General features: G+C 29.3%; 23 protein-coding genes and 1 riboswitch. Of the genes, 7 read left to right on the top strand and 16 right to left on the bottom strand.

The window, feature by feature from the left end:
* Positions 1–13 precede the first annotated feature (13 nt).
* From SOJ_RS01930 to SOJ_RS14680, 4 genes are all read right to left on the bottom strand, one after another.
* Positions 14–1,294 carry an ABC transporter substrate-binding protein gene (locus tag SOJ_RS01930; protein ID WP_002506388.1) on the bottom strand — a complete coding sequence of 427 codons (1,281 nt, stop codon included), beginning with the start codon at positions 1,292–1,294 and terminating at the stop codon, positions 14–16.
* Between the two features lie 120 nt (positions 1,295–1,414).
* The gene (locus SOJ_RS01925; RefSeq protein WP_002506387.1) at positions 1,415–1,993 is read right to left on the bottom strand and encodes a glycerol-3-phosphate responsive antiterminator; all 579 of its coding nucleotides are present in this window, start codon (positions 1,991–1,993) and stop codon (positions 1,415–1,417) included.
* Positions 1,994–2,322: 329 nt separating this feature from the next.
* Complete coding sequence (locus SOJ_RS14685; protein ID WP_002506386.1) at positions 2,323–3,183, bottom strand: VanW family protein; 861 nt, start codon at positions 3,181–3,183, stop codon at positions 2,323–2,325.
* A 7-nt stretch (positions 3,184–3,190) separates the two neighbouring features.
* A complete protein-coding gene (locus SOJ_RS14680; RefSeq protein WP_002506385.1) occupies positions 3,191–3,718 on the bottom strand; it encodes a YqeG family HAD IIIA-type phosphatase in 528 nt (175 codons plus the stop codon).
* Between the two features lie 176 nt (positions 3,719–3,894).
* Here SOJ_RS14680 and SOJ_RS01910 point away from each other — a divergent pair, with 176 nt between their 5' ends.
* Positions 3,895–4,566: a hypothetical protein gene (locus SOJ_RS01910; protein ID WP_002506384.1), complete on the top strand. Its 672-nt coding sequence runs from the start codon at positions 3,895–3,897 to the stop codon at positions 4,564–4,566.
* 179 nt (positions 4,567–4,745) lie between these two features.
* Here the strand turns inward: SOJ_RS01910 and SOJ_RS01905 are convergent, their stop codons facing one another.
* Positions 4,746–6,008 (bottom strand): putative glycoside hydrolase, encoded by a 1,263-nt coding sequence (locus SOJ_RS01905; RefSeq protein ID WP_002506383.1) that lies wholly within the window; start codon positions 6,006–6,008, stop codon positions 4,746–4,748.
* Positions 6,009–6,289: 281 nt separating this feature from the next.
* On the opposite strand from SOJ_RS01905, the gene SOJ_RS14675 reads away from it, so the two are divergent.
* Together SOJ_RS14675 and SOJ_RS14670 are read left to right on the top strand one after the other, a co-directional pair.
* The gene (locus tag SOJ_RS14675) at positions 6,290–6,526 is read left to right on the top strand and encodes a hypothetical protein (protein WP_238536957.1); all 237 of its coding nucleotides are present in this window, start codon (positions 6,290–6,292) and stop codon (positions 6,524–6,526) included.
* A 64-nt stretch (positions 6,527–6,590) separates the two neighbouring features.
* On the top strand, positions 6,591–6,899 hold the full coding sequence (locus SOJ_RS14670) for a GNAT family N-acetyltransferase (RefSeq protein WP_238536956.1): 309 nt from the start codon (positions 6,591–6,593) through the stop codon (positions 6,897–6,899).
* Positions 6,900–7,058: 159 nt separating this feature from the next.
* On the opposite strand, the gene SOJ_RS01895 is transcribed toward SOJ_RS14670, so the two are convergent.
* A complete protein-coding gene (locus tag SOJ_RS01895; protein ID WP_002506381.1) occupies positions 7,059–9,041 on the bottom strand; it encodes a metallophosphoesterase family protein in 1,983 nt (660 codons plus the stop codon).
* A gap of 176 nt (positions 9,042–9,217) precedes the next feature.
* A riboswitch (SAM riboswitch) is annotated at positions 9,218–9,327 on the top strand.
* A 70-nt stretch (positions 9,328–9,397) separates the two neighbouring features.
* On the opposite strand from SOJ_RS01895, the gene SOJ_RS14530 reads away from it, so the two are divergent.
* Entirely contained in the window at positions 9,398–9,571 is a 174-nt protein-coding gene (locus SOJ_RS14530) for a hypothetical protein (RefSeq protein WP_002506380.1), read from the top strand.
* 149 nt (positions 9,572–9,720) lie between these two features.
* Here SOJ_RS14530 and SOJ_RS01890 read toward each other — a convergent pair whose 3' ends face one another.
* The 8 genes from SOJ_RS01890 to SOJ_RS14335 all read right to left on the bottom strand — a co-directional run bounded on the left by SOJ_RS01890 (position 9,721) and on the right by SOJ_RS14335 (position 17,148).
* Complete coding sequence (locus SOJ_RS01890; RefSeq protein ID WP_002506379.1) at positions 9,721–11,409, bottom strand: AAA family ATPase; 1,689 nt, start codon at positions 11,407–11,409, stop codon at positions 9,721–9,723.
* Positions 11,402–12,163: a hypothetical protein gene (locus SOJ_RS01885; RefSeq protein ID WP_002506378.1), complete on the bottom strand. Its 762-nt coding sequence runs from the start codon at positions 12,161–12,163 to the stop codon at positions 11,402–11,404. The genes SOJ_RS01890 and SOJ_RS01885 overlap by 8 nt, the downstream gene beginning before the upstream one ends.
* Complete coding sequence (locus tag SOJ_RS01880) at positions 12,150–12,914, bottom strand: hypothetical protein (protein ID WP_002506377.1); 765 nt, start codon at positions 12,912–12,914, stop codon at positions 12,150–12,152. The genes SOJ_RS01885 and SOJ_RS01880 overlap by 14 nt, the downstream gene beginning before the upstream one ends.
* Before the next feature lie 11 nt (positions 12,915–12,925).
* Positions 12,926–15,181: a dynamin family protein gene (locus SOJ_RS01875; RefSeq protein ID WP_002506376.1), complete on the bottom strand. Its 2,256-nt coding sequence runs from the start codon at positions 15,179–15,181 to the stop codon at positions 12,926–12,928.
* Positions 15,182–15,194: 13 nt separating this feature from the next.
* Positions 15,195–15,800, bottom strand: a complete 606-nt coding sequence (locus tag SOJ_RS01870; protein ID WP_002506375.1) for a hypothetical protein — start codon at positions 15,798–15,800, stop codon at positions 15,195–15,197.
* The gene (locus tag SOJ_RS01865; RefSeq protein ID WP_002506374.1) at positions 15,790–16,506 is read right to left on the bottom strand and encodes an ImmA/IrrE family metallo-endopeptidase; all 717 of its coding nucleotides are present in this window, start codon (positions 16,504–16,506) and stop codon (positions 15,790–15,792) included. Before SOJ_RS01865 ends, SOJ_RS01870 begins: the two co-directional genes overlap by 11 nt.
* Positions 16,490–16,858 (bottom strand): hypothetical protein, encoded by a 369-nt coding sequence (locus tag SOJ_RS01860; RefSeq protein ID WP_002506373.1) that lies wholly within the window; start codon positions 16,856–16,858, stop codon positions 16,490–16,492. Before SOJ_RS01860 ends, SOJ_RS01865 begins: the two co-directional genes overlap by 17 nt.
* 131 nt (positions 16,859–16,989) lie before the next feature.
* Positions 16,990–17,148: a hypothetical protein gene (locus SOJ_RS14335; RefSeq protein ID WP_002506372.1), complete on the bottom strand. Its 159-nt coding sequence runs from the start codon at positions 17,146–17,148 to the stop codon at positions 16,990–16,992.
* Positions 17,149–17,253: 105 nt separating this feature from the next.
* Between SOJ_RS14335 and SOJ_RS14330 the strand changes: the two genes are divergently transcribed.
* The gene (locus SOJ_RS14330) at positions 17,254–17,412 is read left to right on the top strand and encodes a hypothetical protein (RefSeq protein WP_002506371.1); all 159 of its coding nucleotides are present in this window, start codon (positions 17,254–17,256) and stop codon (positions 17,410–17,412) included.
* Between the two features lie 39 nt (positions 17,413–17,451).
* On the opposite strand, the gene SOJ_RS01855 is transcribed toward SOJ_RS14330, so the two are convergent.
* Positions 17,452–18,414: a helix-turn-helix transcriptional regulator gene (locus tag SOJ_RS01855; RefSeq protein WP_002506370.1), complete on the bottom strand. Its 963-nt coding sequence runs from the start codon at positions 18,412–18,414 to the stop codon at positions 17,452–17,454.
* Between the two features lie 179 nt (positions 18,415–18,593).
* Here SOJ_RS01855 and SOJ_RS01850 point away from each other — a divergent pair, with 179 nt between their 5' ends.
* Together SOJ_RS01850 and SOJ_RS01840 are read left to right on the top strand one after the other, a co-directional pair.
* Complete coding sequence (locus tag SOJ_RS01850; protein ID WP_002506369.1) at positions 18,594–18,959, top strand: DUF4870 domain-containing protein; 366 nt, start codon at positions 18,594–18,596, stop codon at positions 18,957–18,959.
* Between the two features lie 112 nt (positions 18,960–19,071).
* Positions 19,072–20,213 (top strand): IS3 family transposase gene (locus SOJ_RS01840; protein ID WP_156789159.1). Its coding sequence is split into 2 segments (ribosomal slippage): positions 19,072–19,342 and positions 19,342–20,213, totalling 1,143 coding nucleotides; the frame shifts between segments, so codons are not numbered across the junction.
* A gap of 488 nt (positions 20,214–20,701) precedes the next feature.
* Here SOJ_RS01840 and SOJ_RS01835 read toward each other — a convergent pair.
* Positions 20,702–21,379, bottom strand: a complete 678-nt coding sequence (locus tag SOJ_RS01835) for a hypothetical protein (protein WP_002506365.1) — start codon at positions 21,377–21,379, stop codon at positions 20,702–20,704.
* Positions 21,380–21,411 lie beyond the last annotated feature (32 nt).

Below are 21,411 nucleotides of genomic sequence, written 5' to 3'. Positions count from 1 at the left end.
CCTCCTCAACTTGTTAATCTAATTCTTGATTAATTATATTTTGTGTTTCTTTCATTGTTTGGTTTACATTTGCATCTTCACCGAGTATCTTATCTCGCATATCAATGAGCTGTTGCTCGGCTTCTAAACCACTATTACCCGGGAACGCAGCCCATGGTACAACATTCCTCATCTGTTTAATTGCGGGTTGCATCATTTCATTTTCTGCAACATATGATTTCAAGCCTTTTGGGTCATCTACAACATCGTTACGAGGCGGCACATATCCTGTACCTTTTGTCCATTTCGCTATGTTCTCTACTTTATATAGGTACTTCATAAACTTCCACGATGCTTCTTGTTCTTCTTTTGTATCTGAAGTAATGCCTAGCATTGATCCACCAGCTGGGACTTTTTTCTCTTTGCCTTCCCATCCAGGCATTTCTATCGCTTCCACATCAAACTTGGCATTATCTTTAATATGTGTTTGTTTCGCATTGGTTGTAAATAACATACCAACTTCCCCGTTAATAAAGCTTTGTTGTCCTTGTTCATCATTTGTATGTAATGCTGATTTATTTTTCACCATATCTTGCATCAATTGATACGCTTCTACGCCTTCTTCACTCGCAAATGACGCTTTTCCATCTTTAACAATATTGCCACCGTTACTATCAACGATTGCTTGTTGTGCCCAACTATCAGCTGGTTCTTGTATAAACACGCCATATTGATTTGATTTATTTCGAATCGTTTCAGCATATGTTTTAACTTCTTCCCATGTTTTCGGACCACTTTCATCTAAATTTGCCTTACGTAAAATATCTTTATTTATAAACATTACGGGGCTACTGACAGAATATGGCAAGCCTAATTGCTCACCTTTTTCATCCTGTGCAATACTCAACATTTTGTCATCAAATTTTTCCTCTATAAATTTCTTATCTTCTGGAAATGATTCATTAATGACATCTTCAGGTGATGTATATTCAAAGTTATCTTTGTAATAATTTTTAAATGACCAACCAATTTGAACAACATCTGGTGTCCTTCCACCCGCCGCTTCAGTCATCATATTTTGTATTAATCCTTTATACATGTCTGGATTATATTTAGATTGCACGTAAACATCATCGCTTTGCGCATTAAAATCTTTCACAAGTTCTTTTACAGTTTTACCGCCTTGCGTCTCTGCATTGACATGCCAATATTCTATTTTGACCTTGCCATCTTTTGTCTTATTGTTTTTTCCTTCAGCGCTACAACCGGCTAAAAACAACAATCCAATACACAATAGAAAACCAATTTTTTTCATTTTCCTTAAAACCTCCCAAAAAAATAGCCAAATAAACGTGTAAATACACGCTTATTTGGCTCTCCAATTGCCTATCGTTTACTTGTCATATTCAATGTAACAAACCAATATTGAGTTTCATCAATGCTCATGTAAAAATTTAGTAAATTCTCTTCTCCACATCTCTTCATTCGCTGTCGATACGCCTAATGCACCATCTTCAAGTGCTTGAGTTAAATAACTTTCTTTATCTACTAAACCACCCATAATAATTGGTATCTTCACTTGTGACTGAATTGAGTTGATTAAAAATGATGTAATTGTTGGCATTATTTCTAACAAATCAGGTTGGCTTACACGAGCAGTATTAATGATATTTTCTTTCATATCATGGTCCGCTAAGAAGAAACGTTGAATCACAAAGATGGCATTTTTCTTAGCTAATTTAACATGGCTCGTTTTTGTGGTTAGAACACCTTGGGGTTGGATCATTTGTTTTATGTATTTAAAACCAAAATCATCTAATTTTAATCCTTTAATCATCTCTACATGAATATAAACATCAATGCCATGTGATTGATACAACTTCACATACTCTTTTATGTTTATAAAGTTACCCGTTAAAATAAACACTGCTTTTATATTATCTTGATATTTTAGAACAGTTTCTAACTGTTTTTCATTTGTCACAGATGCAATCACTACTCTATTGTCTTTCATTTTATCCTCCACTTTATAAATATCTATAATACTATTTAAGCATTATTTTATTAATACAGATACGTCATCACATTTAAAGATTGTTAAAATTGTTTGAAGCTTTAATTTATCTTTGGACTATATACTTTCTTATTATATTAAAAAACACCTTCACCAATTCCACGAGTAGTGGTTTTAGTGAAGGTGCTTTTCAAATTTTTTTACAAATATGAAGAACTTATTTTTAAGTAATAGGTGGATGCATGTATTTACCTTCAACACATTTAAGAAAATCCTAATAATAATGAACTCTGTCCAATTAAGTTATGTTCACAAACTCAACTATCTTGTTAAGATACTTCCTTCTTATTTTCGATAGTAGCACTTCTTCTAATTTGTTCATTTGGAATTAGATTATAATCAAACATAACTTCAGAGTAATTATCCAGTACTAACTCTTTTTTTAATGTTTTTGATGTGATAGCGTCTTGTGTTATTTTATATATTTTAGACTTCCTATAATATTTATCACTATTTTCTACAAAATGGTGGTCTTCTTCAACTATGTAATGCTTTTCTGCTAATTCATGTTCACTTCTTAATTCTGCAAATAATTTATTTTCTTCACACCAAAGACGAACTTGCATATTTTGACTCGTTGTATTTTTAAAACGGTAATCTACATAATTGTATGAAACAGACGTACCATTTTTCAAAGGTTTTCTTTCCCCATTATCAGGAGCTAAAGCATCAGAATGATTATGAAATTCAGTTATTTCTAAGGGACTGTGCAATACTAAAAGATTTAATGAATTAGCTAGATTACATAATCCACCACCAATTCCTGCTTGCACTTTATTGTTGATAATGACGCGTCCCTCTCTATATCCATTACTTTCTTTTATCTTACCAACTAACTTCCAGAATGAAAATTCTTCATTTGGATGAATAATAATACCGTTTATTTTTGATGCAGATAAATTGATATTAAAAGCTTTATTTTCTTGTAATATTGGGTCTATATCTTTACCTGTTTTTATTAGGTCTGAAGCGTACTTATATACTATATTGGGCAATATCTCTTCTCCAATTTCTGTAGAAAAGGTTTTTTGCTTTAAAATGTTTTCCATATGTCTTTTAACTGTTTCTTTTTTAACAGCTACATTATAAAACAATGGGCTGATTTCGCTTAACTGCTTTCTTTTCGCCATGCTTTTTTCACCTTTCTATTTTAAATTGCGATTTTGTATAGGATTGATTTAGAGTGAATATTTTCAATATTATATTTTCTACTTTTCTTTTTTTTCCTATTTTAATTTCACCTTCATGAACTAAGAACTTGACCAATACATTTTTGATACCACACAAGTTTGCTCCTAGAATATCCGTGAAAATTTGATCGCCAATGAATAAAACTTTGGATTTTTCTACACCTAACATTTTAATGGCTTTTAGATAATTCGATTTATGTGGTTTGTTTGCTAATGGAATAAACGAGGTTTTTATGTTTGTATTGAATGATTCAATTCGTTCTTCACTATTGTTAGAGAGTAAAATAGTTTTCAAACCTAAACTATGTATAAATTTAAACAACTCATCTATTTCATCAGTTGAATCATTTCCATGAGGTACAAGTGTACTATCTATATCAAAAATTAGTGCCTCGTAACCAAGGTTATAAACTTTTTCAAAATCAATATCAAATACGCTTTCTAAATATGCGTGTGGAAACAATATTTTTTTCACTTTTATCCTCCATAAAATCACATTATTCAAATTCAATATAAAAAAATATATTAATTATATTTAAATGTAAGGTTGTTCTAATTATAATTTAAGTGTAAGCTAACACTAAATGAAAGTCAATTAAGCGTTTTTATATTAATTTTACTTTTTAAAAAGTTTTGAAAGGGAGATACTCAGTGAACAGTAGTGAACTAATTGTAATGCTTACTCATAATGATTATACAGTTAAAAATGCATATGAAATTTTTGAACAATGCAAAGATTCTAATGTGAAATATTGGGGATTTAAAGATAAAGGACTTCCATTAACAGAAATGAAGGAACTATTTTCTTATATGAAAAATTGTAAAAAAATAACTATACTCGAAATTGTAGAATATACTGAGGAAAAATGTATGGAAGGTGCATTATTAGCAAGAGAATGTAACTGTGATTTACTCATGGGGACTGTATATTTTGAATCAGTTAACGAGTTTTGTAAAAACAATAATTTAAAGTATTTACCCTTTGCTGGAAAAATAAGTGATAGACCTTCTGTGCTCAATGGTACTATTGATGAAATTTTAGATGAGGCACAAGTGTGCTTAAATAATGGCATATATGGTTTCGATTTATTAGGTTACAGATATACAGGCGACCCAGTTGAATTAATTACTGAATTTGTATCAAAAATAGACGTTCCTGTTTGTGTGGCAGGTAGTATTGATAGCTATGAAAGATTAGATCTCATAAAAAGTCTTTCACCCTGGGCCTTTACAATCGGTGGAGCTTTTTTTGAAAATAAATTTGGTGGCGATTTTAAAGAACAAATTGATAAAGTTCAAAAATATATAAACCTTCCTGTATAAGAAATTCATTACTCAAATAGATACTAAGTAAACTTATTATTTCTAGACTACTATCCCCCATGAATTTTATTAGGATAGTAAGTAATCTCTTTTAGTTTTTTGTGAATGAGCAATACAAACACACGCAAAAATGGTCGACAAAGTTTGAGTCTTTGTCGGCCATTTAATTTAGTTAAATATTATTTTTCTTTATCTTTGCTTTCTTTTGATTCGTCCTTTAACTCTTGTTTATTTTCTTTTGATTTCTCTTTATCTGCCTCAGGTGTGTAATCTACGCCTGTTGTATAATCATTCGCAGCATTCCACAGTAAAAATTCATTTACGCCGTGATCTTTAAGCGCTCTAACTTGATCCTCAATTGCTTGACTATCATACGCTTTATAATTACCTTCACCTAAATACTGAGCAGTAAAATCTTGTAACCATGGGCGTGATTTTGGTTTGTCTTTGCCTAATGCATTTAGCACTGACGTTTCTTTATCTAAATAATTATCTATTGCTTTGTAAGGTTCTTTATCTGGTGCTGCAAGACCGAAATCTCCTGGACTCCAATGCGAAGGATAAATCATAGATGAAATTGCGTCTGTATTTTCAGCTATTTTAGGGAAGCTTTGACCTATTCCAGGAGCCTCTTCTACCATTGCCGCATAGCCAAATACATCAGCTGATACTTTCACATCATAATCTTTTAATTCTTTTCTAGCAGTACTTAAAAATTGAGTGACTGTATCAACACGCTGGTCTACATCACTTAACTTACTATCTTCGTATCCATCTTTGCTATATTGCAAGCTACCTTCCACATTTTCAAATCCTTCAGGAAAACGTACATAATCATATTGGATATCTTTAAATCCAGCTTTAGCCGCCTCTTTAGAAATATCAATATTATAATTCCATACATTTTTGTTAAATGGGTTAACGAATTTATCACCGCCATCACTTTCCCATACACTGCCATCTTCTTCTCTAAATGACCATTCTGGGTGGTCTTCAGCTAATTTTGAGTCTTTAAAAGTAACAATTCTCGCAATGGGATAAATATTCTTTTCTTCCATTTTTTTTAGTAATGGCTTTGCATCTACGATATCAATCGTATTATCATCAATCTGCTTATTACCAGTATTAAAATTGATAGTCACATTACCTGTATCATCTTTAACATCAATAACCATCGCATTTAAGTCAGTCTCATCAATAAATGTTGTTAATTCTTTAAATTTTCCTCCATTTGTTGAATTTGCACTAACATAAATACCTTTCACGCCATCTTTAGGATACGCCACGTCACTATAAGGTTTGCCATTTTCTTTATTTTTCGATTCACTTGCATGATTTTTATTATTACTTTCTTCGGAACCCTTCTGCGATGAGTCATTCGTACATCCTGTTAACACAAGCGTTCCAGCAAGTATCGTTGATAAAATTAGTTTTTCTTTCATTATTCATTTTCCCCTTAATATAAACTTAGGTATCCCTTCACGTTCGAATGCCTTGATTTTAAGTTTAGCACAATACACTTGTATTGCAAACGTCTAATTATTTATTTTATTATTAATTGTTTAGGTTATTTATTTTACAACGAATAAGTTGAACACTTTACATATTATCAATTACCGTAATATCAGATAGTTCTTTGTAAAATAATTTGATATTCAATTTATTTCTGTCACTTTAAGGGTAAATGTTAATATAAATCTTAAATCATGAATGGAGGATTATTTTGTCACGTTTAGTAATTAAACCTGCCTATCCTGAATTACCAAAAGGTGGGTATTTTAACATATTAGCAATTCATGACATGGCCAAAGTCTTTTTCAATACAGAAGATGAAATTAAACTTGAACAAGGCATGCAAAATCTATGGCGACAAAATAGCAATCGATTTAGCTACAATAACACGATGATTGCTTTTTGTAAATGGTCAACCCGCCGGTGCTATCTCTTGTCTTCCTTATGATACGCTTGAAAGTCAGACATTAGCCACTGTCGAACAGATAGTAAAAATACAGAAACTGCAAATAGTGCCTCAGTTCATCAATAACTTTAAAGCTATAGTCGCTTTGATTAATTTAGATGAAGGTAGTTCAGGAGAATATCATGTAAGCATGCTTGCCACACTTTCTCAATTTAGAGGTATGGGTATAGCTAAAAAGCTACTTACTTATGCTGAACAACTTGCCTTACATAAAGGCTATGATATTATTTCACTGACGGTAGAAATTAATAACACTTCTGCCCAGCGCTTGTACCAGAAACAAGGTTACGATTATGTAGGTGAAACTGGTGAAGGCGATATTAAAGTATATAAAATGCGGAAATATCTAGGCTAGTAGTTACCTTTTAAGATATGAAAAGCACGCACTCCTTTTAGATAAGAAGTGCGTGCTTCATTGTTTTTTTCTAGACGCCTGGCATTGTTCGGCCAGACAACCCGATGACTGACCTTTCTGATGTGAGGGGTTTTACAAGGAATGTTTCATGTAAAACATTTATGATTTATTAATACGTACTTTATCAATAGGTTCACCTAATTCTTCTGAACCTTGAGGTACATGATATGTTAGGACTTCAATATATGAATCTTTGATATTTACTTTACTAAATGTAGGTGTGTTGTCTTGAATTGATTTCGCAGCGTAATCTTTTTCACCATCAAGCTCATAAAATTTACTACCACTCGAAGAATTTAAAGTAACATAAACTGTACCATCTGGATTTGTATACGATTGCGGTGCTTCACCATTTTCATCCCATTGTACTTGTGGTTCTTTACCTTTCATGACATGCGAACGACTGTAAGAATGATCATGACCACCTAATACAAGATCTACATTATATTTTTCCATTAAAGGTGCAATGTGATTACATCTATTTTTAGTTGCTAATGTATCTGAGTGTTTACCTGCAGAGTATGGATTACGGTGTGTTAAACCAACAATCCATTTAGGGTCTTGACCCTTTGTATCTTCGATTGCACGTCGAAGTGTTTCTTCATGACCTTTAAAATCCAAGCTTTCCGAATTCAAACTTACAAACAAAGTATCATTATGAGTATAGTAAAAATTTGAACTCGCTAAATTTTTTCCATCATCTTGTAAATTCGGTAGGTTGAAATGTTGGGAAAATGCTTTGTTTGCTCTATCGTGATTACCTAATGTGGGTACAACTGTAAAATTCTCCATACCTTGTGCTTCAATGAAACCACTATAAGCTTTTTCATCCCAAGGTTCATTAACTTGATCACCTAAACTCAATAAGAAATCAGGATTCTTGTTTAATTGATCCATTTGATTTACTGTGTTTTGCCATCCTGCATTATCTTCTTCTAAATTACCTGAAGCACCTAATTGTGGATCAGCTATTGCAATAAAGTTAGTTTCGCCATTATTATTAGTATCAAATCGGCGTATTGCTGATTTCTCTCCGTTGTCACCATTATAAAAACGATACATATATTCTTTATTTTCTTCTATATTGGATAGCGTGGCTTGTGTATAATTCATATCTGGTACATCTTTATTTAAAAATAGTTCCGTGTTACTTCCCTCATGCGTTTGTCCTTTAATACGTCTTGCATTAGAAAAATCTTCATCTTTGTTTGCTTCTGCAATTTCCACGTAGCCTTGTTCATCTGATTCATGGTACCAAGTGAGATTTTTTTCTGAATTATCCGCACCAATTGTTAAAATTGGGTAACGATGTTCGTTTGATTGTTGATTTTGAGTCGCTTGTTGAGATTCACTAGCTGGTTTTTCTGAAATATTTTGAGACGTTTGTGGCATTTCATTTGATGGTTGTTCATTTTTTTGTGTTTCAGTATTTGTTGCTTTCACTGATTGGTCCATCTTTGTACTTCCATTGTGATGGTCTTGTTGTTCTGTAAATTTGTTATCTGATTGATCTTCACTTTTTTCTTTAGTTGTATTATTGGTATTTTCATTTGTTGCGCTTGTTTCTTTTTGTTCAGTATTTCCTGGGTTATGATTTGATGCTATATGCTCATTGGAATTAATTGTGTTTTTAGGCGGTGTTTCACTTATTTCCTCGTTTTGTTTTTTACTTTGAGTCTTTTCAGTTAGTAAATTCTCTTCTGTATTTGTAGCATCTAGAGTTTGTTGATCAGTAATATCTTGCTCATTTTGTTCTTGCTGTTCTTGCTTTTCATCTGATGAATTTATGTTCATCTGTCCATTTTCTTTTGCTGGCTCTATATTATTTTGATTATTATCTTCAGCGTTTAAAGTGTCATTTTGAGGTTCATTTTTTGTTCTTGTTGTATCTTTAGAAGAAATGTTTTTATCTTCTGTCGACGATATATTTTGTTGTATATAGTCATTTTTATTTACCGATTGTTCAATATTATGTATTGGTTCGCTTGTTTCTCCTGAGGTGTTAGCATGTGCATTTGAAGATGCAATTATAAATCCTGCAACTGATAGACTAAATAATATACCCGCTGACTTTTTCTTCATAAAACGTACCCACTCCTCGTTTAGTTATTTATTAATACTATTCTTTCTCTTGAATTTACCAAAATAGTATTAATTCAAAATTAAATAGAAGTAAATGTTTATGTGGAATACATATTTAGACTAGTTATTTGCTATTCTGTTAAATTTTGGTTATAGTATTTTTAAATAGAATAGTTCTCTTATTAAGAGCGAGTGGAGGGATTTGGCCCTGTGAAACTCCAGCAACAGCTTTAACAAGCGATGTGCTAACTCCAACAGTTCATTTATATGGATTGAAAGATGAGAAGATGTGCGAAAGCTCTTCTTGTCTAAGAAGGGCTATTTTATTTATAAAAAATGAAAAGATGGTATTTTTTATGAAATCATTGCACGAATTATTCACGGAACTCGACTATTGGGAAAATTACAAACCAGTTAATATGCCTAGTAGTATGAACAAAGTACAACATGTTCAATCAATCAAAAGAGAGATTGTTAACCGTATCGATGTCCATAAGTATAAAGACATTATATTAGAAAATGAAAGCTAATATTTACTAGAAAAAAGACATTCGTCATAAATACGAATGTCTTTTTAATCTGATAATTATTTATAAAACTTTGGTCCAAACTATAAAATTAATCTATATTTTCTAGTTAAATAATATTTCATTTGAAAAACCATGGGAATTTCAACGTATTATTGAGAGGCACTTTTAAATTTGTTTTTATTTTCATTATCAATTTTATTAAAGTTAATGTATTTTTCTATTTCTTTGCCTAAAACATATGAAATTTTCTCTTTAAATAATGTACTAATTTCGTCGGCACTTTCATTGTATTTTTTTAAAAATGAATATATCTCTTTATTATTGTTCTTAATATTTTTCATAGCATCTTCAATATTCGTTTCATATTCTAAACTATTTTTATTTTCTAATGTTTCCTTAATAAATCCATTCACTTTGTTTCTTATAGTTTTATCATCAATTATCCCACTATAGTTTTCAACTATTAAAGATGTAGCTGCGCTATTACAACAATACTCTATTTCTGAACCTGAAAAATGTTTTGATTTACGAGCTAAATCATATAAATACTCATCATTATTTAATGTTATATTTCTTTTATTAAGATGTACTTCAAAAATGTTTTTCCTATCGCTGATATTGGGATTATCAATATAAAAAATATCATCAAATCTACCTTTTCTGACCATTTCAGGTGGTATACTTCCGTCAATAGCATTGGCTGTTGCAATCACATATACACCTTGATTTTCATCACTCATCCAAGTCAAAAAAATCCCTAGTATTTTCCTCATTGTGTCATTTTCTGAATTATTAATACCAGCAAAGGCTTTTTCAATTTCATCTATCCATAATACGCACGGGCTCATAGCTTGAACAATTTGCAAACTTTTTTTCATTTGCTTTTCACTTTCACCTACGTATTTCCCTAGAATTTTACTAATATCAAAACTAATTAATGGTAAATTCAAAGTACTAGCAGTTGCCCTTGCCGTTAAACTTTTACCATTGCCAGGTTTTCCAATCAATAATATACCTTTAGGCAGTGTCACATTACGTTCGATTAGTTCATTAGAATTCTTTAAAACTCCATCAATATTTTTAATATATTCCATTAACCTGTTTAAACCACCAATGTCTTTATCTAACGAGGCATTTGAATCTACAATATTAAGTGTACCAGTCTTTTTTAAAATTTGAATTTTGATATCTTTTATTTCTTGTGTAATGTAATTATAATATTCAGAAGTTTGAGTAGTAAATATATTAATTCCATATTCATAATACAGTATTGCAAGTATTTGATTAATTTCTAATTCATTTAAGCCTTTTAGTTGTTTTGTTAAATGGTCATAATTGTAGTTATTATAATTCAATTCTGGAATTTGAAATTTTAAAAATTCAAAAATTATACCTTTAATTTCTTCCTCATCAGGCAATTTATTTTCTATTAGCATTGAATATTTTTTTATATTTTCCGGGATGTTATAATTATTTCCTATAAAAATAATTGTAAGGTTTTTTTTACTGTATTTATTAACTTTCACTGCTATATTTTCTAATATTTCACCATTTTCATAATCTAAAAGCCCTTGTGATCCTTCTATAATAACTAAATTATTTCCATTTTCGGCATCTTTGATCTGATTTCCAATATCATTATATGTTTGTAAATTATTCTCAACCCTACCATTTAATGTTTTTGAAGTGGTTAAATTATAAAAATAAATATTTTCCTTTAAATTTTTATCTTCAATATATTCCACTAACTTATCAGGACCATTTTCAAATCCTTCTAAAAAGATAAAAGGAATACCAGTTTCCATGTATTTAATAACAGAGTTATATATTCTATTCATATTCTTTCACCTTAACGTATTTTATAAAACCTTTATCTCTTCTTAACCTTAATTTCATTTTATTCTTAACTTGATATTTACTCAAAAGACTATCATAATTTGCGTAATTTATTTTATTATTAAGTGGCATTAAATCAATGTGTTCAGAATCAATCATTATAAACGGATGCTCGATTACAAAAGAATGGTTATCCTCACTAGTAATAATCTCATTTTCAAATAACCTAAAATTATCACTAAATGGTAAATTACTACTCATAAGCTTTTTAATCTTTTTAATAAATGTATCTGAATAACTATTGCTTTCCATGTGTAATACGATTAGGACCATTAAATAATTATCCATGCAGTCTAAAATTACTGATTCATACTGTGATTTTTCATGTTCAATTACATATACTTCAAATTTTAAAAAATCAGAAATTAGCTGATATAAGTTAGATAGTGATTGAATATTATTATTTTTCAATTTAGCTGCTAATTTATCGAATGTATCAAAATCATTATTTATTTTATCTATGTCAATGCTTAATTTTTTCAGAAATTGATAATACGTTATTGAATCATTTATATTATTATTGAAATATTTTATAAATGTCTCTTTGTCTATAAAATCAGATCTATACAACCATATTATTAGATTCTTCGAACAATATTTCTCATATAGTTCTATACTTTGTCTGTTTTTTATAATATCGTCAACTTGAGTGATCATTTCATCTTTAACCATAATTTTAGGCTTAATTAGTTTCATAGTTATCCTTTTTTTCAATTACTTTATCTTTTTTGATTTGTGATTCTTCTTTAACTTCAAAATCACTAACTATGTTCTCAAATTCTTTATCTTTTGATTTGTTTTCATTAAATATTTTAGCAGTTATTTTCATAGAAATACCTATAATAGCTTTAGCTTTGTTACCAAATGCAAAGTTAATTATTTCAGGAATATAGTCTTGTAATTCAACCTTATCTTTAAGAAACTTAACCACTTGTATAGTGTAATTTTCTAATTGAGTCTTAATTCTATTTACATATTCAACTTTATTAATTATATTTTCAGCATATTGATAAGTGATTTTTGACATCTTCACGCTATTAACGACTATAATTGTCAATAACTCATTATAATGACTTTCTCCAAGTTTTTCTTTCAATTTGTTATCATTAAATTTCTCAAACTTTAAAATATCTTCAACTACATCACTTAACAAATCTTCTGTTTCTGACTGTAAATACTCTTTATATTTATTATACATATATTTAAATTCACTAAACTTATTTGTAAGTTCATCGGAACTAACTTCATGAATTTTAGCTAAGCCCTGATTATAAAACTTTTTTAAGTCCAAACTTTTTAACTGTTCCTTATAATTCTTTATACGGTCTTTATAAATTTCAAAATCACTCATACCTTCACTTCTAAGTTCTCTTTTATTTTTCAAAATCTTTTTATAAGTTTCAATTGTTTTTCTGATTATATCTTTATAATCATTATTTTCTTTCATAAAAATCCTCCTTATACAAATTTAAGATATTCTACTTTCTTTATTATTGACTTTAATTCAATTACATCACTGCCTGCTTTTTCTCTTAACTCTACTTCTGTTTCATTTAATTTTCTGTTAAAATCATTTACATTTAATGAATGAATTGTTTCATTCCAAAATTCTTCACTTTGATAAATATAAACTTCTTTTCCTGTTAACCCTTTATAAGTTGTATCTTCAGTTTTTTTAGGTTTTATTTTTTGGTTATAAGCTTTAACTATTTTTTTAGCAAAATCTTTTTTCCATGCAGTCTTATCTATAATTCCTTTAACTAAAGTTCCCGTTAATATTGCAATTCCAACTACTAATGTCATAGGTCCACCAAAAATTGAAACAGTACTTGCGACTGTCGCTGTTCCTCCTAAAGAAATACCTATTGCAGAAAATCCAGAAACAATTTGAGATAAGAAAATATAGCCACCTAAATTTCCTAAAGTTCCAAAATAAAAACTAAAGGCCCCTATTGTTGCGATTGAACTTAAAGTTCCAATAAAACTTGAAACAAAATTAAATTGGTTTACTTTGAATTGCTTTTGATCTTTTTCTGCCACTGCTTCCAATTTGTCATTTATGTCCTCAGAAAATTTTTCGGCGTATTTAGTAAGGATATTTTCTACTCTGTAAGTAATTTCATTTTGAAACCAATTAGTAAACTGTTCTTTTCCTTTTTTCTTTTTTCCATAGTTTTTAATTTCAATAAGTTTTATTATATTTTCTATTTCCAATGTTTCATCTAAGTAACTTTGGATATCTTTTTGAGAGCTTTCTTTATAAGTTGTCGCTTTATTTACAATAAAATTTACTAATTCACTATTTTTCTTCTTATTTTTCTCTTTATTTAGTAGAAAATCTTCTAGTTCATTTTGAGTCTTTTCTTGATCTCTTAGTTCTTTTAGATTATTTGATATCAAGTCATTAAACCTTTGAAATTCATTTTCTTTAAATTCTCTTATAATGTTCAATCTGTAGTCAACAATTTTAATTAATAATGCTAGCAAACTATCCTTTACTGATTTTTGAGTTTTTTCATTTAAAACATCAAAACCAAAACCTCTATTTCTTATAGCCTCATATGAAAAATCAGTTTTCAAATTATTATTAGTAATGTGTCTATGATCTATAGACTGCCATAATTCCATTATTCTATCATCTAGTATTTGTTCAACAGTTTGTGTAGAAGCTATTCCTTTTTTCACATTTGAAGCTTGACTTGCTATAATAAATACATTCTCGAATTGGTCGATTTCACTAGATTTCACAGCGTAATTTGATGAAGTTTTTAAAATATCTGTTAAATATTGCATGTCTGCTAATTGCATAAATTGTGTAGCTGTTGATAAATATAATGTAATATCTGCACCTTTCCTAGATTTTGTAGCAATATAATCATCTTCAGTTTTTACATTGGTACCAGGTATATCCCAAATATCACATAATTTTAATATTGGCTTATCTAAATAGCACACTATTACAAAATCATTATCAATAAGCTCTTTTTTGCGTTTTTTATATTTTTCTCCTTCATGATTACCAAACTCTGAAATAATATTCAATTCTCCCATTTCCACTAAATGGTTAGTAAAATATGAGTTATCATGTAATTTATGAGTTTCAATCATCTTTTCTTGCTTATTACTAATTTTGAAAATTGCTGTGTTATTTTCTCCCATAAACTTCGGCTTATCTTCTATATGAATTATTTTAGTACTGACACTTGTCGTTGGAGTATAGTTGCTTGGTAGGGTGCTATCTCCTAGCATATGATTTATCATTGTAGATTTTCCAGAACTACTAGCACCTGTCAAACTGATACTCGGTTTATTGATTTTAGAAAATAATTGATCTAATATTAATATTTTTTTATTATATAAGTTTTTCAGAATTTTGCTGTTGTCATTATTTCTATTTTCAAGTTCCATTTTTTTCAAATCTTTATAATGCTCTTTTAAATCTTCATATTCTTCATTAAGTAAACCTATATTTTCTTTATCTTCAAATTTCCATGCTTTAAAACTTGGTGTTGAGTATATATATCCTTCATCTCCCATTTCTATAACATCTAAATTAAATTTACTTATAATTTGATTTATTATGTTATTTGGTAATAGTAAATGATTTTCTTCATATTTTTTTACCTCTTCCACATTTAAATCAATTTTCTTTGCTAACTCTTCTATACTTATCTCTAATTTCTTTTCTCTAAGATTTTTAATATCTAATGCCATTTTATCGTTCTCCCTATCCAATTAATAACTTCAATTTATCCCATCTGGGATCTTGATTTTGTTTTTTATATTCTTGTTTATTATTATTCATTTTGATTTCTTTATTAGTAATCAATTTTCTTGTCTCGAATTTTTCCTTTGGATTCACACTATATTTATCCAAAATTTTGTCCCAATTTATGATATTGATGTATTCGTAATTATCTTCACTAATTTCTGATACAAATTTGCGGTCATTTGTCTTAAATTTCTCAATGCCTTTGTGCAATGCATATAACAAACTTGTGAATTCACCCTTGTTTTTTTCTTGAATGTTTACTGCTTTAAGACCGTATTCATTTAATTGATGATTAATGCTTTTTTGTTCTAAAATATCAAAATTTTCAAATAAAATAACTTTTAGCTTTCCTTCATATTTTAGCGTTTGAAAATTCATCGCTATTTCTTTGGAATCATCAGAACTTTTTTTCCACCGCATAATTTCCTTTTCAACTACATCTGAAAATTGTAAGTAACCATAATATTTTATTAACCGCTTATAATAACCTGACATTACTAAAAAGACCCATATGTCTGTGTCTACTATCGGAACTTCTATATTGTTATTATTAAGACTCATTTAGCACCTCGATTTTCTCAATTATGCTATTAAGTTTATGACTGTCTACTAAATTTTGTTGATGATTCTTTTGGAGTATGGACATAATATTAGAGGATATTTTGATATTATTGGTCGGTTGAATGACTGATGTTGAAAGATTGTTTTGTTCATATATTGCCAGGAGTTGTTGTTGCTTTTCTAGTGAAGATAATTTTTTCAATGTTTTGTATGTATTAAACTCTATTTCACCTAGTTGCATCCCCCTGATAACCACTGCGTTAAAACTCAGTTGATAATAAACACTCATTTGAGCTATTGTACTTGCATCTTCAATATTAAATTTTTCTGACCATTTTTTGATTTCTTCATCAGGTAATAGCACTAATCCAGCAAAAATTTCTGCTTCTCGTTCTTCAATTGAATTCGATGCAAAATCACTTATACCATTTTGATGTTTCATATAATGATGATATACCTCATGCCATAATGAAAAATTTTGTCGTCCTAAGCTATGACTCGCATTTACAAAAATAAATGGAAATCTGTCTTTTTTCATGTAAAATCCAGACAAATTGCTTGGCGCTTTTGCTTTTATAATATAATAGCCAATGTTGGATAACAGAGTTAAAGAATCCTTTATGGGATACTGTAATTTATTATTCACTATAAAAGTCTCTGCAATTGGTTGAATTCGTTTAATCGTCTCTTTATATTTTTCTTCCATCTATTTCACTTCCGATTTTCAACTGGTAAGTAAGCTCTTCGAAAATATCGTTTAACTGACTTACTTTATTATTAATTTCTTCATTATTTTCAAGTGCTCTGAAAGAAACATTACTTAAATCTTCTTGTTCTAAATTTTCTAATAGCGTCTCAACACTGATCTCGAGAATTTTTGAAGCTAGTTGATATTCTTTAGGCGTCCATATAGCATTTAACGATAAAAGTTTTTGTAAATCACTATAAGGAATATTAATTTTTTCTGAATTTCTTTGTAAGTCTTCATTTGAATCTAGTACCTTTTGTTTTACTAATTTTATAATTTCAGCTCGTGTATATTTTGGTATTAATTTCACAACTATCCCCCTTATTTTGAGTTTAGCACAACTATGTTAAGAATTACTATAAAAATATTTTATCTTTTAAAATTATTACGCTTTTTTTATTTTAAACATTCAATAACTCAAAAAAGACAGCTATTAACCGTCTAGTTTTTTAAATATAACTTCAATTTATTAAATATTGATTTGTCGTTATATTTTAATTTTATTTCTTTAAATCGATTCCTTTTTCCACTATTATCATCTTCAATAACAAAAATCATTTCAACTATTTTTTGTTTAGTTTTATCATCTAACTTAAACATGTAATCAACTCCTTATTTATTAAAGCTATAACATCAATTTGAATAGTCAAAAATTGACTACCTATCTTATGTATAATTATCATAAATCGAAAGGAGACGATATATATGAAGAAATTCGATTCTTATCACATCGTGTTAAATAATAAAGTTTACTCTGGTAAAGTTATTAGCGCTGTAGGTAGACACTTATTTTATGCCTCAATTAAAGATACACCTCTCAAAAAATTAACCAAAAACCTTAAAGTTATACGGAAAGTACAATAGCGCTAATCATTTCGAAATGATTAGCGCTATTGTTATGTTTTAATCTTTATATAATTGATTTATTTTATTAATTTCCTCTAAGTACGACGCTTTAATAGATTGTGGCGATATAATTTTCACTCTACTCCCTTGAGAAAGCAACCACATCATCACCCCATCGCCAATGACTTCAATCTCTACTAAAAATCTATTATTCACATAATCTTTTTTAAGTAATTGTGCTGTTGGAAAGCGATCTAGCACAGATTCAATAATTCCACCGTTAAATTCAAATTTAACTCTCTTCCAATCGCCACCGTACATATAGTAAATGCGCTTTTTTAATTCGCCTTCTCTATAGTAAGGAGATTTGGGTAATTCTATTTGCTTAGTTATTTCATTATATTCTTGAATTCGATCTAATCGAAAAACTAAAACAGTTCCTTTAGTGTTAACTCCGACTATATAAAAATACAGTTCTGAATATGTTATATACATTGGCTTAATTGTATGTTGTCTGCCTTTGTTCAAAGCATTAAAATATTCAAATGTGATAGCTTTACCTTTTAAAATGATTTCATTAATATACCAAATTTTATCTAATAATGGTTCCCCGTTATTCATTGATATATAATTTGTTAACTCTGATTGTATCGTTTTATTAATTATAGTTTTATCTGTGTCACTTAACTTAGAATTTAAATTATCGATAATCATATACAATTCTTCTTCTGTTAGACCTCTAGTAGAAATTAAAATTTTTAGTATTGCAAGAATTTGTTTCTTATCAAAATGATTTTCTCCATTATTCAACATATAATAAACATTATTCTGAGTATCATATTCAATTTTTAAATGCGAAGTCTCTTCTTTACTATCTAAAAATGCATTTAAATTCGAAATATAACGTTGTACAGTTCTTGCTGATTTATTATCAAAAAAACCTCTTATCTCTTGTTTAGATACTCTTTCCCCATTCACAAATTTTAAATATAGTTCTAATATCTCTGTAGATTTCGCCATAAAAATACCGCCTTATTTATCGATATGAGCATTATAGCATAAGCCTAAGTTAGTTATAGGTTCGTTTAAAAAAGTGTTTGTTAAGCATAGTCATATTTTGACTACCAATCCATGTAACATATGTCTTGTAAAAGTAAATTGCTTTAATCAATTAAAAATTTGAAAGTAAAGGTGAGAATATGAATTTACAAAACCAATCTAGAAACCCACACGCTTTCCAAAATGTTACACAAAACGAGAAAAGTATGGCTATGTTGCTTTGGATCTTAAATATATTAACAGGATTTGTTGGTCCACTTATAATTTGGTTAATGAAAAAAGACGAATCAGCTTTCATTAATCAGCAAGGTAAGAATTACTTGAATTTCGCAATTAGTTATACATCTTATTTCATTATTTCATTAATTCTTACGATTATAATTATTGGCTATATCCCATTGTTTGTACTAAGCATTGCAGCTTTCATTTACACTATTATTGGAATAGTTACAGTAAATAAAGGTGAAGACTTTGTAGTCCCACTAACGATTGAAATTATAAAATAGAAATGTTAAAAACCAAAAGCTGAGATGTGAACTGACCCCCAATTGTGGGAATAAAATAAAAACACTTTCGTTGAATTCATACTAAAATGAATTTATACGGAGGTGTTTTTCTATGAAAAGAGTTACTTATTCACTAGAAACCAAAAATAAAGCTATTGAAATGAAAATTGAGGGATATAGTGCAAAAGAAATTATGAATACATTAAACATTAGAAATAGATCACAAGTGAAAACTTGGTGGAAATGGTACCAAAATGGTGAACATTATAGATTTCATCAACAAGTTGGAAAACAATATTCCTACGGAAAGGGATTAGAAGAACTTTCAGAAATTGAACAATTAAAATTGGAGAATAAAAGAAAAAACGCAGAATTAGAAATTTTAAAAAAGTACAAGGAATTGGAAAGGGAGTGTCGCCCAAAATAATAATACAAGTGGTTGAAGCATTAGAATCAAAATATACAGTTAAAATGATATTAGAGGTATTTAACATACCCAAATCTACCTATTATCGCTGGAAATGTAAAAAACATGAAACAAATTCGGAATTAGAAGCAATTAAATCGATTTGTCATAAGCACAAATATACCTATGGTTATAGAAAAGTGACTGCTGAATTAAATAAATTTAGTAAGGAAAAAATTAATCACAAGAAAGTGCAAAGGCTTATGCAAGAAAACGAATTGAATTGTAGGGTTAAACCTAAAAAATCTAAAAAACCAGGTAATCCATTCTATAAAACAGGCAATTTGTTACAGAGGAATTTTAATGCAAATCGTCCATTAGAAGTACTTGTAACAGATATTACTTATTTACCTTTCGGTAATACAATGTTGTATCTATCGTCAATTATGGATGTCTATAACGGGGAAATAGTTGCTTATACTATAGATAATCACCAGAATCAAAATTTAGTGAACGAGACTTTGAACCAATTAGAAATTCCAGATAGTTGTATACTTCATAGCGATCAAGGAAGTGTTTACACATCGTATGAATATTATAAATTATGCGAAGAAAAAAGCATTACCAGAAGCATGTCCCGTAAGGGAACGCCAGCTGATAATGCCCCAATTGAATGTTTCCATTCCTCGCTAAAGTGTGAAACATTCTACTTAAATAAAGAGCTCAAGAGCTCTAATAACATTGTAATAGATATTGTCGAAAATTACATTGAAAACTATAATAAAGTAAGAATTCAACAAAAACTAGGCTACTTATCTCCTATAGAGTTCAGGAAATTAGCATCCTAGAAAATAGTGTTTTTATTAAGTTCCCATTTTAAGGGTTCAGTGCCATGGCTTTTGGGTTTTTTATTCAATATAAGTGTACATGTTGAAAATAACATATCCTTATTTTTTGATTTTAATATAGTAAACATAAAATACACTAAGAACTATAAAACACATGGCACATAATCCATATGCCACCCATTCATTATAATCGATTGTTAATATCGCTAAGACAATGGACGTTGTGGTTAGCATCAAACACACCACAAATAAATACACTATGTTATTAATTTTACTTTTAGGAACTTTGTGAGGTTCTATTGATGCTATAATTTTAATGTTTTTCGTTTTTATAATATAAAAAGATGTGAGCAACGACGTTAATATTCTTTTATTAATCTTACACGTACAATTATTATAATTTATCGTCAAAACAAAAAAGAGATCAAACAACTTATCGTTGCTTAATCTCAAATATATTTCTTTTCCGCTTTTACTTAAGACTTCTCTTATTTATATTCTTCAACCAATTCTTTATAAAACTTACTCAACGCTTTGTTTTCGGTTTCTTTAAATTGTTGGTCTGGGCGTAGGTTCGGGTCTTTACCAGTATGATCTTTTGGTGCGAAGCCTGATGCTAAAGTCACATCATCTTTACCTTCAAATTGGTATTCGTAGACCTTGCCCTCTTCAGTGAAAATGTATTTTGTCACTGGCTTACTTAAGTCTGCAACTTCCTTATAACCTTCTACATTAGAAAGGTCTTCCACTTCTTTATCAAAGCCTGTTTCACCATCTTTAGGTGTATAGGCAACGGCGCCAGTTACAGCATGTAAATCGAATGCTTCAGGTCCAGGTTTGCCAGTATTATTGATTTGTATTTCTCCTTTTTCCGTACCCGCATACCAATCACCATCAGAAATACTACTTGTACTAAAATAACGATTGGAGACTGCCTTACCGTCTTCTTTTTTATCTTCAGCTAACCAATCTATCATTTCTTCTTTTATATTCTTCTGTTCTTTATCAGAAATTTGAGTTTTATTTGATGCTTCTTCTTTACTGGACTCTTGTGCCATTGCTTCTTTTCCAGTCGATTTATCTGTCTCAGCTTTTTCATTACTACAACCCATAAGTAACGCTGTACAAATAGATATTATTGATAAAGCTTTAATATATTGTCTCATAAAACAAGTCTCCTTTTTCAAAGGAAAACCGA

This window comes from Staphylococcus sp. OJ82, from assembly GCF_000294465.1.
Taxonomy (GTDB): Bacteria; Bacillota; Bacilli; order Staphylococcales; family Staphylococcaceae; genus Staphylococcus; species Staphylococcus equorum.
The sequence above is the reverse complement of the archived record's forward strand: the minus strand, read 5'-3'. Positions and strand labels throughout refer to the sequence as shown.

Excerpts from the sequence above, each read along its gene's own strand:
- SOJ_RS01930 (WP_002506388.1), bottom strand. The coding sequence starts at position 1,294 with ATGAAAAAAATTGGTTTTCTATTGTGTATTGGATTGTTGTTTTTAGCC.
- SOJ_RS01925 (WP_002506387.1), bottom strand. The coding sequence starts at position 1,993 with ATGAAAGACAATAGAGTAGTGATTGCATCTGTGACAAATGAAAAACAG.
- SOJ_RS14685 (WP_002506386.1), bottom strand. The coding sequence starts at position 3,183 with ATGGCGAAAAGAAAGCAGTTAAGCGAAATCAGCCCATTGTTTTATAAT.
- SOJ_RS01905 (WP_002506383.1), bottom strand. The coding sequence starts at position 6,008 with ATGAAAGAAAAACTAATTTTATCAACGATACTTGCTGGAACGCTTGTG.
- SOJ_RS01895 (WP_002506381.1), bottom strand. The coding sequence starts at position 9,041 with ATGAAGAAAAAGTCAGCGGGTATATTATTTAGTCTATCAGTTGCAGGA.
- SOJ_RS14530 (WP_002506380.1), top strand. The coding sequence starts at position 9,398 with ATGAAATCATTGCACGAATTATTCACGGAACTCGACTATTGGGAAAAT.
- SOJ_RS01890 (WP_002506379.1), bottom strand. The coding sequence starts at position 11,409 with ATGAATAGAATATATAACTCTGTTATTAAATACATGGAAACTGGTATT.
- SOJ_RS01885 (WP_002506378.1), bottom strand. The coding sequence starts at position 12,163 with ATGAAACTAATTAAGCCTAAAATTATGGTTAAAGATGAAATGATCACT.
- SOJ_RS01880 (WP_002506377.1), bottom strand. The coding sequence starts at position 12,914 with ATGAAAGAAAATAATGATTATAAAGATATAATCAGAAAAACAATTGAA.
- SOJ_RS01875 (WP_002506376.1), bottom strand. The coding sequence starts at position 15,181 with ATGGCATTAGATATTAAAAATCTTAGAGAAAAGAAATTAGAGATAAGT.
- SOJ_RS01870 (WP_002506375.1), bottom strand. The coding sequence starts at position 15,800 with ATGAGTCTTAATAATAACAATATAGAAGTTCCGATAGTAGACACAGAC.
- SOJ_RS01865 (WP_002506374.1), bottom strand. The coding sequence starts at position 16,506 with ATGGAAGAAAAATATAAAGAGACGATTAAACGAATTCAACCAATTGCA.
- SOJ_RS14335 (WP_002506372.1), bottom strand. The coding sequence starts at position 17,148 with ATGTTTAAGTTAGATGATAAAACTAAACAAAAAATAGTTGAAATGATT.
- SOJ_RS14330 (WP_002506371.1), top strand. The coding sequence starts at position 17,254 with ATGAAGAAATTCGATTCTTATCACATCGTGTTAAATAATAAAGTTTAC.
- SOJ_RS01855 (WP_002506370.1), bottom strand. The coding sequence starts at position 18,414 with ATGGCGAAATCTACAGAGATATTAGAACTATATTTAAAATTTGTGAAT.
- SOJ_RS01850 (WP_002506369.1), top strand. The coding sequence starts at position 18,594 with ATGAATTTACAAAACCAATCTAGAAACCCACACGCTTTCCAAAATGTT.
- SOJ_RS01835 (WP_002506365.1), bottom strand. The coding sequence starts at position 21,379 with ATGAGACAATATATTAAAGCTTTATCAATAATATCTATTTGTACAGCG.